Raw genomic sequence first — 13,429 nt, 5'->3', positions numbered from 1 at the left:
GGTTATCCGCTTGTTGGAGGCGACTGGTAATCGTCTCATGGTTGAAAGCAAACAAAGGTTTATACTTGTTTAGGCTTAGACATACGTAGGCTTAGGCTAAGATTTAGTCCAACACGCTTCACCAACAACAATGCGACTACCCAACTTTTTTTTGGTAATTATTTAAATGAGGCAGTTCTAGCGAAGTTGTCATTAAATCGACATTCTTAGTTTTGGGATAACAATGCAAAGCTAGTAACACCCACAAGTGTCACCCCACATTGGCTCTTATTAGTACAACTGGTGAAGATGAAATTACTCATACTCCACCACCGAGTTTAAAAACAAAAAACAGTCAAATATCTTGATACGAGTTCAGCACCCACAATAGTGAACTCGTATTGCAATTAGTATTGAGATGCTAATCTAGTAAGTAATGTTGAATTGCGGGATAAATTCTCTGCTAGATTAACTGCTTACAGCTACCTATGCAGCACAAATCTTATCCTTTTTTCTATTTGTAGAAACTTCCATTGCTTTCATTTGGGTCTTATAATCTTCCCAAGTTTTTTCAAATACGTCAGACTCATACATCCGCAATAAAACCTCCTCTTTATCAGTTAAATTTGGGAGTTTTAACAACTCCGCCAAAGACACCTGAACTGGAAAAACATCACTAAACTTTTGCATTAATTGAAATATTCTCTTCCTCTGTGATGCAGATGGTTCATCCTGCAATTCTGCATCAATTTGTCGCGGGCGTAGATTCACAATTTCTAGGCTCATATTCCCTAAATTCCTCAATCCAAACACAACAAACTCATTAGTTATAGCAATAACCCGTCCCACAATTTCCAACTCGGGCCGCAGTCTCTTTTTGAATTGATATACTTGGTCAAGCTGGAAACGTCGAAACGGATTGCGCTCGCCATTCAGCATCCAAGCAATACCATCGCCTATACTACCTATCTCCGTAGCCTCCAGAAGGTCTATTACCTGGTTACAAATATCTTGATTGCAAACAAACTTGTATGCTGCATCAATACTTCGGTTAAATTCCATCTCCAGTGCAACAACTGCCTTAAATTTTTCCATTTCTCGTAATTGAGAAATTAATTCAAAAACTTTCTTGCCCTTGTGATAACTACCAACACTTATATTTAGGTTTTCTGAAACCTCCCGAATCACGGGTTTACCCTTCTTTAATTGAGATTTATTCTCATTTATCGAATGATTCAAATTTGAACACTTCGATTCATTCAAACGACGAGCGCTCTCTCTTTGTCTTTCTTTCGCCTGGGGACGAAGTACGCTCTCCCAGTACTGCCCCTCGTGAAATTTCTGGTAATGAGTCTTCCCACCTTCCCGGTGGAGATTAAAGTCAAGCACTAGTTTCAAATCTTCTTCAGGCGAACCAGACTCAACAAATTCAACTTTCACAGTGGAAATCCCTAACTGGCGAGCTATTTGCAAGCGACACTTACCTGCCAAGACTATATTGACACCAGTACGTGCAGATACTTTTAAAGATTCAAGAATCCCTTTTTCAGAGATACTTTTTTCTAAAGCTGGACGATCTTCATTCTCACCATATATTTCTATCAGCTTCGGATGAACAACCAACTCCGCAGGAGAAATATATACAATTACCGGATTCTGCACAAGAGACATATTTATACTCCGGGTCACAAATTGTCACTCAAAAGATAAGTTCAAGAAGTGAAAAACCTAAGCAGAAAGCAGAAAAATCTTAACCAGCAAGACTTATAGCACTTTCATACTTTGGAAAAAGTGACAATTTTAAAAAATAATTAAATCTTGTAAATAGCAAAGGATTAACTACCAGAAAAACTCTCGAAGAGAATTTTCTCGCGCAGTAAACTATTATTCCCAACCCATTGAAAACCAATACGACTGAAGAGATATTTAAATTACTGACATTAAAAAAAAAGCATCTATCTAAAGATAGATTTGTCAAATTGGGTAAACTCATGATATGATGGCTCTAGATAACTAAATTGACAAAACAAAGTTCCGTCCTGTTTTAGTAACAGGTGGGGTTGTTTTTTCCTCAAAGCCCTGTTTGCAGCAGGGCTTTGAGTGAATATTTAGGAAAAATGAACTCTACAAAAAAAGTATATCAGGCTTCATTCGATTTGGCAAAATTGTAGGTTTAAGCGGGGTAAATACTAAAATGCCTCATATTCAAGTATTGAATCCTATTGAAAAGCAAGTATTAGAGAATATAGCAGCCACCGGCAGCGATGAAATGATCAAGAGAGCAAACATCCTGCTAGAGCTTAATCGTGGGGAAAATCATAAAAATATAGTAAAAAAACTTGGTATAGCGAAGCAAACAGTAACAAACTGGAAGAAAAAGTGGACATCAAGTACCATAACATCGGAAACCTTGGAAGATGCGATCGCAAAGATAAATAATGTATTAGGTGTGAACGCAGGCAGACCTAAGAAGTGCAAGAGCGCAGAGGCGAGCAAAATTGTCGAAATCAGCGAATGGAGCAAGAACCGAAAACCCAGTCGTTCAAAGCACCATTACCATATGCAAGTTGCTGAAGAAGCTACTCGCAGGGGGTTGCCAGCACTATCGCCAAGAAGTATAGGTCGGATCTTGGAAGCGCAACCCTAATAGCATCAAGCTCAAATCAAGCTAACGGGCAATCCTATCTTTTCATTACGCCAAAATAACAACCAAGTCGCCGAAACTATCAAGTTAAAAGGAATGCCTGAATTGTCGCCAACAACAATTGGTTGCCTCCTATAAGCAAAAGGAGCAGTAAGAAAAATTGATAATTCCCTTAAACCATTCCAACCACTGGGATGGTTTAATTTTTGCATCTCTCATAATTCATTAAAAATACATACTGTAGCACAGTGAAGCGTTGGGTAATAAGCGAATAGCACTAATACCACAGCAGTATATTTAGCAACATTGCGATTGTGTTGGTCTAATGGAAGATTTATCGCGCCAAAGTGAGTGTAGTCGGGCAAATCGAGAGAGAATAGGTTTGATATCGAAAACACCCATTTTCGCGCCCAATGCTATGTCTGATACTCCATATTCCCCCAGACGGGCATCCCCAAAAGCAAACGATGATACCGGATTTGACTCGGCGGTAGAGTCATTAAAAAAATCTCTTTCAGCCCCAATTGAGCGGTATTTTGCCGCAACAGAGGATGAACAGGATGTCATTGCTTTGATGCTCGCCAATATTCGCGCACCCAGCACCCGGCGCGAATACCAGAAAGATTTGCGGAAATTCTTTGTGGCGATGACTGGTATTGAGCCAAATGTTGACAGCGTGTTGGAATTTCTGCACCTTACCCAGAAACGGGCGGTGGCGGTGGTGTTGAAATATAAGGCCAAGCTACTGGCTATAGGGTTGAAGGAAGCAACGGTTAACCGTCGTCTCAGCAGCATTAAATCGTTAGTGAAGTTTGCCCGCAAGTTAGGTGTGTGCAGCTACACGCTAGAAGATGTAGAGTTGGAAAAGGTAAAAGCGTATCGAGATACTACCGGGGTGGATGCTCAAAGCATCAACAGTGTAATCCAGCTAATTGAGCGCTCAACTGTTCACGGCCAAAGAGATTATGCGCTGTTGCGGCTGTTGTGGGAAAATTTACTGCGACGTAATGAGGTGAGTCAATTAAATATTAAAGACTTCGACCCACACGAAAGCAGATTGCGGATTTTGGGAAAAGGGCAAGGTACGAATGATGAATGGGTAAAACTGTCAGTAGCAACAGTTAATGCTATCTGTGATTGGTTGCAAGTCCGGGGCAATATCACCGCCTCCTCACCCTTATTTATCGCCCTTGATAACCGCAGTAAAGGGCATCGCCTCACTGGGGACGGCATCCGTAAAATTGTTGTCAATTATTTTGATGCAGCTGGTGTAAAAAAGTTAATGTCACCCCACCGCATCCGCCACAGTGGGATTACAACTCTTTTGGAAGCAACCCAAGGGGATGTGCGAAAGACGCAAAAAGTCAGCCGTCATGTCAAGCTGGATGTATTAATCCAGTATGACGATAACCGCAAACAAGGTCAGTCAGAGATGACAAATTTGTTGGCAGATATGATTGACTAAATGGATGCGTTAGCCAGGAAGTCACCCCCTGATTTGGCTACAAAAGCGATAACAGGCTTTGCTCAAATTGTGCGTGCGCCAACGACTCCTGAACAACTCCAACAGTGGCTAACTAACTGTTGCAGACAGTAGTAATCTGACTGCTTTTTGGTAGAGGCGATGACCTCCGGTCGGTCGGAGACCATCGTCTCCGGCGGGCGCACTCATGCGCTCGAAAATGATAGTGTCAAGGTAGTTATCAAGATGGATGACACGCTCACTCAGTCGTGTCCAGTCCAGATTTACCTAGACATTACCTAGACATGAGCCAAACAGGGAAAAACAAGAAACTGGCATCTTTTAACTGCGACCAAAAGATGTGGGAGCAGTTTATTGCCCGTTGTAAGTCGAAAGGGACGACGGCAACAGCCACGCTGACCCAATTTATCGAACTCTACCTAGATGATATAGATAACCTTGATGCAATTGGTGGCGATAATTTAGATAAACGCTTGGACTCTAAGATTAAGGCAAGTGTTGAGGAGTACTTAGTTAATGGTAATAATAGTAACGGCAGTCCTACGAATGAAACGATATTAGCTATTTGCTCACGACTTGATAAGCTGGAGTCACAATTTTCAAGTGAATCTAATAGCAACGAAACCGAAGCAATCCATAATCTCGCCGATTTATCAGAAAAAATTGAGGGGATAACAGCCCGAATGACACAGTTTACTGAGGCGATTATTAAAATTCAAAATCATCTTAACAACCAACCGAGGCGGGGCAATAAATCGTACAACAACAATTCATCCTTCAAAGGGCATACTCCCCGAATCCAACCGTTGACGGAAGAAGGTTTAGCTTCAAGACTTGGTGTAAGTCAAGAAACTGTACGCGAACAGCGAAATAAGCTGCACCCACCGCTTTTTGTGGCATGGTGCAAGGGCAAGGATAAATCGGGTATGGGGTGGGAATTTAACGAAAATACGGGGTTATATCATCCTGCAAGTTAGTATTTTTATTAATTTCAAGAATTTCTGAATTTACACTGATTCGCTCGTCTTTTTGCGATCGCCAAACAATTATTTTGTTGTCCTCAATAGAAGACATCGCTGTGGCCACTGAAAAAAACTTCTATAAAATATCCTAGAAACGAATGGCAGCCATTCACAGTACCCTCAAGGGTACTTTCTCTATCAAGAACTACTTGAGGGCTTCCATCTCTGTGAGCAATTCTCGATGTTGGTTGACAGTGGTTAAATAATGCTAGTTTATCAGGTTACTTTAAGTATACGCAATTCAGCCTAAATATTTTAAGTGATATTACTGAGCAATAGATTACTATTTAATTTTAATCCAATAATTGTCTATGTGATGTTAGGTAGATTATACCTTTTAGACTCTCTTCATTTAGGAATTACAAAGTTTTCTGCTGAAAATAGCCACTTGCTATAGACGTATATAAAATAACATCATTAAGATGTAGCAGGTGCTAAAGAACAAATAGATTAAAAGCTATTTTATACCTGCAACGCAACTTTCAAAAAGATGGTTGTAGATTAGCACTCCAAGCTAACCAGGCATTAGGGTTTAGGGGAGTGAGTTTTTCATGATTAGAGGAGGGATAATACCAGCCGAGTTACAAGGGGGCAGACACGAGTGACTGACATTGTAACTGGACAGATTGTGCGCGTGCGATCGCGGCAATATCTTGTAGAAGAAGTTGTGTCGAAACCGTCTCCAGAGCAAGATACAAAAGTTAGCCTTTCTTGTTTAGAAGATGATGCGTTAGGAGAATCGCTAGAAGTCCTATGGGAACGGGAAATAGATGCCAAAATCGTAGGGGCGACATCATGGGATTCTATAGCGAATAGAGGTTTTGATAATCCGCGTCTGTTTTCTGCTTACCTGCACACATTACGGTGGAATTGCGTAACTTCCACAGATGCCAAGCTTTTCCAAGCGCCTTACCGAGCAGGTATAGAAGTCAAAGCTTATCAATTAGAGCCGCTACGTAAAGCTTTGCTAATGCCGAGAGTCGGTTTATTTATTGCGGATGATGTCGGTTTGGGCAAGACAATTGAAGCAGGGCTGATACTGCGTGAGATGTTGATGCGGCAGAAAGTTAGACGAGTCGTTATCTCGTGTCCGCCGTCAGTAGTGCGTCAGTGGCAAGAGGAAATGGAAAGTCGCTTTGGACTTACATTTATGATTCTTGACCGTGAGTTTATTGCTGCGCGTCGTCAAGAACGGGGTTATGGAATTAACCCTTGGATGACGCATACTCGGTTCATTATTTCCCACGCTTTGCTACGAGATGAAACATACACCGCACCATTACGGGACTGGCTTGGTGATTTTGCAGCTGCTTCCATGCTCATCCTTGATGAAGCTCATAATGCTGCACCTGCGAGTGGTGCAAAATATGCTGTGGATTCCCAACTTACCAAAACTGTTCGAGACTTAGCACCGCGTTTTGAACACAAGCTGTTTTTGTCTGCCACACCCCACAATGGACACTCCAACAGCTTCGCCGCCTTACTAGAAATTCTTGATCCCCAGCGTTTCTGCCGAGGAGTACCCGTTCGTAATCGCAAGTTGTTGGACACTGTAATGGTGCGGCGTTTAAAGCAAGATTTACGGGAGATAGGAGAAGAGTTTCCTCAACGCTACGTTCTTCCTATAGTTATTGATAATCTGCCAGAAGACGCGCCCGAACTCAAATTATCCCGATTGCTGCAACAGTATCGCAATCTGCGTGAGGAAAAGCTCAAAGATGCAGCGAAGTCTACTCAGACTACGGCAATGCTGGTAATTACTTCACTACAAAAGCGTCTTTTGTCTTCGATAGAGGCATTTGCTCGGACTTTAAAGGTGCATCGAACGGGGATAGAAAAGCAAGCGGCGAACCGGACTCCCATACATCAAGCCAGTCTCCCGTTGCTGTTTGAATCCCCTGGTGCAGATGACGAACGGGCTGAATTTTCTGAAGAGGAAGTAATTGCAGAAGAAGATGCTCAAATGGCAGCAGCTAGTATGCAGGCTGCGGGACAAACAGCGCGTGAATTAGCAATTTTAGATGAAATGGCAGATGTAGCGAATTCCTCTCGCTACCAGCCAGATCCGAGGATTCAACAACTGGTGGAGTGGATTCGCCAAAATCTTTGCCCTGATTTGGGTCAGCCGAATGCTGCTTGGTTAGAACGACGAGTAATTATCTTTACAGAATATACAGATACTAAACGTTATTTACAACAGCAATTACAAAGTGCGATCGCTGGCTCTAACCGCGAACATGAACGCATAGATGTATTTCACGGGGGTATCGGAGAAGAACGCCGCGAAGCGATTAAAAGTGCATTTAACGCTGATCCGGCGCGTCATCCCCTGCGAATCCTGATTGCTACAGATGCAGCACGAGAAGGGGTGAACCTCCAAAACAACTGTGCTGACTTGTTCCATTTTGATGTGCCGTGGAACCCATCAAGGATGGAACAGCGCAATGGACGGATTGACCGGAAATTACAGCGATCGCCTGTTGTCCATTGTTATTACTTTGTCTTACCACAACGCACAGAAGACAAAGTATTAGATGTACTGGTGCGGAAAACAGTGACGATTCAACAAGAACTAGGCAGCCTTGCACCAGTAGTTGAAAGAAATGTGTCGCGCTTACTGGCTAATGGAATTCGCCACCAAGAAGTAAATAATCTTGCCGATTCGATTAATAAAGCAGAGCAACTCAGCAACAAGGAAACAGTAAACACACAGGTAATTAATGAGGAACTGGAGCAAGCTAGACTCCGCCAACAGGATTTGACTAAACAAGTCGAGAATTTACAAGAAATGTTGAAAGAATCGCGGGATTGGTTGGGACTAGATGACAATCACTTCCGTAATGCAATTTCTGCTTCTTTAGAAATTCTGGGAGTCCCAACACTTACACCAGTAGATGTGAATGAGGTTGCTAACAATCCTGTAACTGCCCGTTGGACAATTCCGGCTCTCGACCAGCGTACTGGTGCAGATCCAACATGGTCAACTACACTTGATACCCTGAGAACACCTCGTAAAATCGGACAAAAGCCTTGGGAATGGCGAAAAGAAGCACCGATTCGTCCTGTAGTCTTTCGAGATCCTGGTTCTTTAGATGGGGATGTAGTTCATCTGCATTTAGAACACAGAATTGTCCAGCGTCTACTGAGTAGGTTTTTAGCTCAGGGTTTCTTGCACGATGAATTAACTCGTGCTTGTGTTTGTCTAACTAATGACCCAATGCCAAAAGTGATTGCACTGGGACGGCTGGCTCTGTATGGTGAACGTGCTTCTCGCTTACACGATCAGGTAATTGCAGTCGCAGCAGAGTGGTCAGATCCAACCAGTCGAGGACGCAAGAAACTTCAGCGTTTAAGAGAAGGCGAGAAAGACAACGTACTGGAATTACTGGAAAATTCCCTAGCTTCCCCTCACTTGCTGGAAGTTGCCGAAGCGGTAAAAGAGCGATTGAAAAAAAGTGCTGCCCAAGATGTAGCAGAATTAATTCCTCATCTGGAACGCCACGCCACAGCTTTAGCTGAGAGGGCTGAGAAAAACCTGGCCAATCGGGGTACTAAAGAAGCTGCTGAGATGAAGAACATTCTAGAGGAACAACAGACGCGAATTCTCAAGTGTCAGGAAGAATCTAAGGTAGTGCAGTTGTCTCTTCCATTCTTCATAGAAGAACAGCGCCAATTGGATGCAGATCGTCGCCATTGGGAAAAACGCCTTCAAGCGATCGCAACCGAACTAATTTCAGAACCAGCCCGAATTGAAGCCGCCTACAAAGTAAAAGCAGTACGAGTTGAGCCAGTCGGCGTAATTTATTTATGGCCGATTTCCGGCTAGAGGGAGTATAAACAATGGCAAACGATCCAGAAATTCGCTTACATAAAGAATGGTTAGGCTTTCTCCAGCCGGTGGGGTTGGTGGTGTCTCCGCCGGCATTGTCAGCAGCCCAAGCTGTGGTTAATCGCAATGTGGTGGAACTGCAACAAATACTCGCTACAGTTGCCAGACGTGAACCTCTGACTGGTGATAGCAAGGAAACCTTTGGAATTGACGACTTTCCTGCTTTTGCTATCAATGTTTTAGGTTGGCAACCAGAAGATTTAGTTGCCAGTCCAGAAGAATTAGCGATCGCGCTCCCAGATTACAACGAAGTTTTAACACCCACGTATGCTGTACCCGACCCTAATGGCGGTTGGGTGATGCTGGTACAGGTGCTTCCTGATGGTACTGAACTTGACAATGCAGGCGCGGAGGATAGTAAATCTACTGGTTGGCACGCCAGCCCCCAGTCTAAGTTTGAGCGCCTTTTGAAAGAAACAAAAGTTTATACTGGGCTATTGTGCAACGGTACAGAATTGCGTTTGGTTTATGCACCACTTGGGGAGTCATCGGGACATCTGACTTTTCCTGTACAGGCAATGTGTGAGGTATCTGGGCGGCTGATTTTGGGTGCAATGGAGATGTTGCTCTCGGCTGACCGACTGTTTAATGTCCCTAGCGATCGCCGTTTGTCTGCAATCCTGGAAAAAAGTCGGAAATATCAAAACGATGTCTCTATAAAGCTTGCAGAGCAAGTATTAGAGGCATTATGGGATTTACTACGCGGCTTCCAAATAGCAGATGCAACCACTAAAAGCAGCTTAGTGAGTGACATTGCTACTACTGCACCTCAGCATATTTACGGTGGACTGATTACCATCTTGCTGCGATTGGTTTTCCTGCTTTACGCTGAAGACCGGGGCTTGATGTCTCAAGATGCAGTTTATACACGCTACTACTCAGTTAGTGGACTTTACGATCGCTTGAGAGAAGATGCAGGGAATTACCCGGATACAATGGATCAGAGGTATGGTGCTTGGGCATGGTTGCTGAGTCTGTTCCGTTTGGTTTACGATGGCGGCGGTCATGCTGATTTGTACTTACCTGCTCGTCATGGGCAACTATTTGACCCAGATGAATATCCGTTTTTAGAAGGTCGTCTCCAGTTTACAGAATATCAAACAGGAGAAAGTCTTGAACCCCCTCGCGTGTCAGATGGGGTAATTCACCGGGTATTGCAAGGGTTACTGGTACTGGATGGAGAACGCCTGTCTTACCGTTCTCTAGACGTTGAGCAAATTGGGTCTGTTTATGAAGCGATTATGGGCTACGAGGTAGAAAGAGCAAGTAGTCCTGCTATTGGTGTTTGGAGTAAACCCAAAGGTTCCAAATCTTCGGTGACAGTGGTTGTCAGCGTTGAAGAAGTTCTCAAAACTAAGGTGGGAGAACGGGCTAAATATTTAAAGGATGTTGCAGGTTGCGAAATTACTGGTAAATCCCTAACTGAGTTAAAGGATGCGAGGACAGCAGAGGATGTAGTGGCAGCTTTAGGACGCAAGGTGTCACCGAAAACGCCGAGTTTAATGCCTGTGGGTTCTCTGTATTTGCAACCGGGGGAAGAACGGCGGCGTAGTGGTTCTCATTATACGCCTCGTGCATTGACTGAGCCGATTGTGAAAGAAACCCTCAGACCAATTTTATCGGCTTTGGGGGAAAACCCCACACCAGAGCAGATTTTAGAGTTGAAAGTTTGTGATTTGGCGATGGGGTCGGGCGCATTTTTGGTAGAAAGTTGTCGTCAGTTGGCAGAGAAATTAGTTGAAGCGTGGAATAAGCAAAACGTATTACCTGAAATTCCAATTGATGAAGAACCGTTACTTTATGCGCGGCGGTTAGTAGCGCAACGGTGTTTGTATGGTGTGGATAAAAACCCATTTGCAGTGAATTTAGCTAAATTATCGCTGTGGTTAGCGACTTTGGCGAAATCTCATCCTTTTACTTTTTTAGACCATGCTTTGAAGTGGGGAGATTCTTTAGTTGGGTTAACCTCTGAACAAATTAAAACGTTTAATTGGGATGAAGACAAGACTTATAAAGACCTAAACTCACCTTTGTTTAATCTATCAATGGATAAAGCGAAGTTTTATCGCAATGGAATTCACAATTTAGATGAAGATAATTATGCAGCCAAGCGCGAATTTTACAAAAATATAGAAACAGAGTTGGCGGATATTCGGCTGAAAGGGGATTTGGTTATTGCTTCATTTTTCGCTAAGGATAAGGACAAAGCAAGAAAGGATGAGCGTGATAATTCATGGTTGAAGTTTTATCAATGGCAGAAAAATCAAGAAGATGATTTAGATGTCAGGCGAATTTGTGCAGAATTGCGGTATGGCGAGAAACCAGTTCCCACCTTTAATTGGGAGATTGAATTTCCAGAGGTATTTGATAGAGATAATCCGGGGTTTGATGCGATTGTTGGTAATCCGCCATTTGCCGGGAAGAATACAACAATAAATGCTCATGTTTCTGGTTATCAGGATTGGTTAAAAGTTGTTAATCCCGAATCTCATGGGAATGCTGATTTGGTAGCGCATTTTTTCCGACGAGCGTTTAGCCTTTTACGCCAGTCTGGATGTTTTGGATTGATTGCCACAAATACCATTGCCCAAGGTGACACTCGCAGCACTGGTTTGAGATATATCTGTGAGCAAGGCGGTACAATTTACAATGCTCAAAAACGGATGAAGTGGCCGGGTTTAGCGGCGGTTGTGGTGAGTGTTATTCATGTTTTTAAAGGGAAATACGAAAATAGAAAATTGCTAGATGGAAGAGAGGTTAACTTAATTTCTACATTTTTATTTCATGCAGGGGGTAATGAAAATCCGGCGGTGTTATTGGCTAATGCTGGCAAAAGCTTTATCGGGAGCTATGTGTTAGGAATGGGTTTTACTTTTGATGATTCAAATCCTGATGCTACACCCCTTTCTGAAATGCACCAATTGATTGAACAAAATCCTAAAAATGCAGAAAGGATTTTTCCTTATATCGGAGGTGATGAGGTTAATTCTAGTCCGATTCATGCTTATCAGCGTTATGTAATTAATTTTTTTGATATGAGTGAAGAAGATGCTTGGAATTTTCCTGATTTAATGGAAATTGTAGAGAAAAAGGTTAAGCCTCAAAGAATTTCACTACCTCCCAAAAATTCCTGGAATAAAACTGTTGCTGAAAAATGGTGGTTGTTTGGTGCAGATAGAGTAGAACTCCGTAGTGCAATTGCCCCTCTTAATTGCGTATTAGTAAGTTGTATTATCGGTAAAAATTTATCTTTTGCCTTTTTACCAAATGGGATAGTTTATTCTCATAAACTAGTCGTTTTTGCAATGGATAGAAATACAGCTTTTACTATTTTACAAAGTCGTATTCACGAAATATTTGCAAGATTTTTTTCTTCTACTATGAAGGATGATCTTAACTATTCTCCTACCGACTGCTTCCAAACCTTCCCATTCCCCGAAAATTGGGAAACCAACCCCACCCTAGAAACCATAGGCAAAGAATACTACGAATACCGCGCCGCCTTAATGGTTCGCAATAACCAGGGACTCACCGACACATACAACCGCTTCCACGATCCCGACGAACGCCACCCCGATATTTTACAACTACGCTTACTCCACGCCCAAATGGATCGGGCTGTCCTCGATACTTACGGCTGGACAGATATTTCCACAGATTGCACCTTTCTGCTTGACTACGAAGACGAAGAAGACGACGAAAACACCAGCAAACGCCAGAAGAAAAAGCCTTGGCGCTACCGTTGGCCAGAAGAAATTCACGACGAAGTATTAGCCCGTTTACTCGAACTCAACCAGCAACGCGCCGAAGCTGAAATTTTAGGCGGTAAAGCTGCTGAGAAATCCAAGGCAAAAGGGAATACTAAAAAAGTAGCGAAATCTCAAAAGGGGTTGAAAAATACACCAATAATACCAGGGTTTATTTCCGATAAATCGCCAAATCATTAAATCGTTAAATGTCGAATGTCAAACCACGAAATCCCCAAATCGTCAAACCGCCCAATGTCGAATGTTAAACCATGATTTCACCAACCCGTTAAATATCAAATTGTCAAACCATCATTTCATCAAACCATCATCCCGCCAGGGGTTATAAACCCCCGGCTAATAGCGCAAGTCCTCTCTAAGAGGACTAAAAAAATTAGACGTGATTTATATTATTCGTTCCACAGTCGTCTTCAGACGACTTCAGCTTTCAGACTGGGGTTTCCAACCCCTGGCTGCCTGGATGACTTCAGCTTTCAGACTAATGTTAAACCGTCATTTCACCAACCCGTTAAATATCAAATTGTCAAACCGTCATTTCATCAAACCATCATCCCACCAGGGGTTATAAACCCCCGGCTAATAGCGCAAGTCCTCTTTAAGAGGACTAAAAAAATTAGGCGTGATTTATATTACTGTTCCGCAGTC

7 protein-coding genes are annotated in these 13,429 nt (G+C 42.8%); 5 read left to right on the top strand and 2 right to left on the bottom strand.

From position 1 onward, the window contains the following. Window positions 1-465 precede the first annotated feature (465 nt). Window positions 466-1,650 carry a hypothetical protein gene (locus tag VB732_RS04985; protein ID WP_323229734.1) on the bottom strand — a complete coding sequence of 395 codons (1,185 nt, stop codon included), beginning with the start codon at window positions 1,648-1,650 and terminating at the stop codon, window positions 466-468. Window positions 1,651-2,173: 523 nt separating this feature from the next. Here VB732_RS04985 and VB732_RS04980 point away from each other — a divergent pair. Further along, window positions 2,174-2,626 (top strand): helix-turn-helix domain-containing protein, encoded by a 453-nt coding sequence (locus tag VB732_RS04980; RefSeq protein WP_094332278.1) that lies wholly within the window; start codon window positions 2,174-2,176, stop codon window positions 2,624-2,626. 11 nt (window positions 2,627-2,637) lie between these two features. Here the strand turns inward: VB732_RS04980 and VB732_RS04975 are convergent, their stop codons facing one another. Continuing rightward, window positions 2,638-2,835: a hypothetical protein gene (locus VB732_RS04975; protein ID WP_190881515.1), complete on the bottom strand. Its 198-nt coding sequence runs from the start codon at window positions 2,833-2,835 to the stop codon at window positions 2,638-2,640. Between the two features lie 113 nt (window positions 2,836-2,948). Here VB732_RS04975 and VB732_RS04970 point away from each other — a divergent pair, with 113 nt between their 5' ends. The 4 genes from VB732_RS04970 (at window position 2,949) to VB732_RS04955 (ending at window position 12,964) form a co-directional block, all read left to right on the top strand. Beyond that, window positions 2,949-4,088 carry a tyrosine-type recombinase/integrase gene (locus VB732_RS04970; protein ID WP_323229732.1) on the top strand — a complete coding sequence of 380 codons (1,140 nt, stop codon included), beginning with the start codon at window positions 2,949-2,951 and terminating at the stop codon, window positions 4,086-4,088. A 266-nt stretch (window positions 4,089-4,354) separates the two neighbouring features. Next, window positions 4,355-5,083, top strand: a complete 729-nt coding sequence (locus VB732_RS04965; protein WP_258169901.1) for a hypothetical protein — start codon at window positions 4,355-4,357, stop codon at window positions 5,081-5,083. Window positions 5,084-5,729: 646 nt separating this feature from the next. Next, a complete protein-coding gene (gene drmD, locus VB732_RS04960; RefSeq protein WP_323229731.1) occupies window positions 5,730-8,954 on the top strand; it encodes a DISARM system SNF2-like helicase DrmD in 3,225 nt (1,074 codons plus the stop codon). Window positions 8,955-8,968: 14 nt separating this feature from the next. Beyond that, on the top strand, window positions 8,969-12,964 hold the full coding sequence (locus tag VB732_RS04955) for an Eco57I restriction-modification methylase domain-containing protein (protein WP_323229729.1): 3,996 nt from the start codon (window positions 8,969-8,971) through the stop codon (window positions 12,962-12,964). Window positions 12,965-13,429 lie beyond the last annotated feature (465 nt).

The sequence above is a fragment of the Nostoc sp. UHCC 0252 genome (genome assembly GCF_034931145.1).
Taxonomy (GTDB): Bacteria; Cyanobacteriota; Cyanobacteriia; order Cyanobacteriales; family Nostocaceae; genus Nostoc.
Note: the sequence above shows the minus strand (reverse complement) of the source record. Positions and strands in the feature narration are given on the sequence as shown.

Coding starts and splice junctions, on each gene's coding strand:
- VB732_RS04985 (WP_323229734.1), bottom strand. CDS start 1,650: ATGTCTCTTGTGCAGAATCCGGTAATTGTATATATTTCTCCTGCGGAG.
- VB732_RS04980 (WP_094332278.1), top strand. CDS start 2,174: ATGCCTCATATTCAAGTATTGAATCCTATTGAAAAGCAAGTATTAGAG.
- VB732_RS04975 (WP_190881515.1), bottom strand. CDS start 2,835: ATGCAAAAATTAAACCATCCCAGTGGTTGGAATGGTTTAAGGGAATTA.
- VB732_RS04970 (WP_323229732.1), top strand. CDS start 2,949: ATGGAAGATTTATCGCGCCAAAGTGAGTGTAGTCGGGCAAATCGAGAG.
- VB732_RS04955 (WP_323229729.1), top strand. CDS start 8,969: ATGGCAAACGATCCAGAAATTCGCTTACATAAAGAATGGTTAGGCTTT.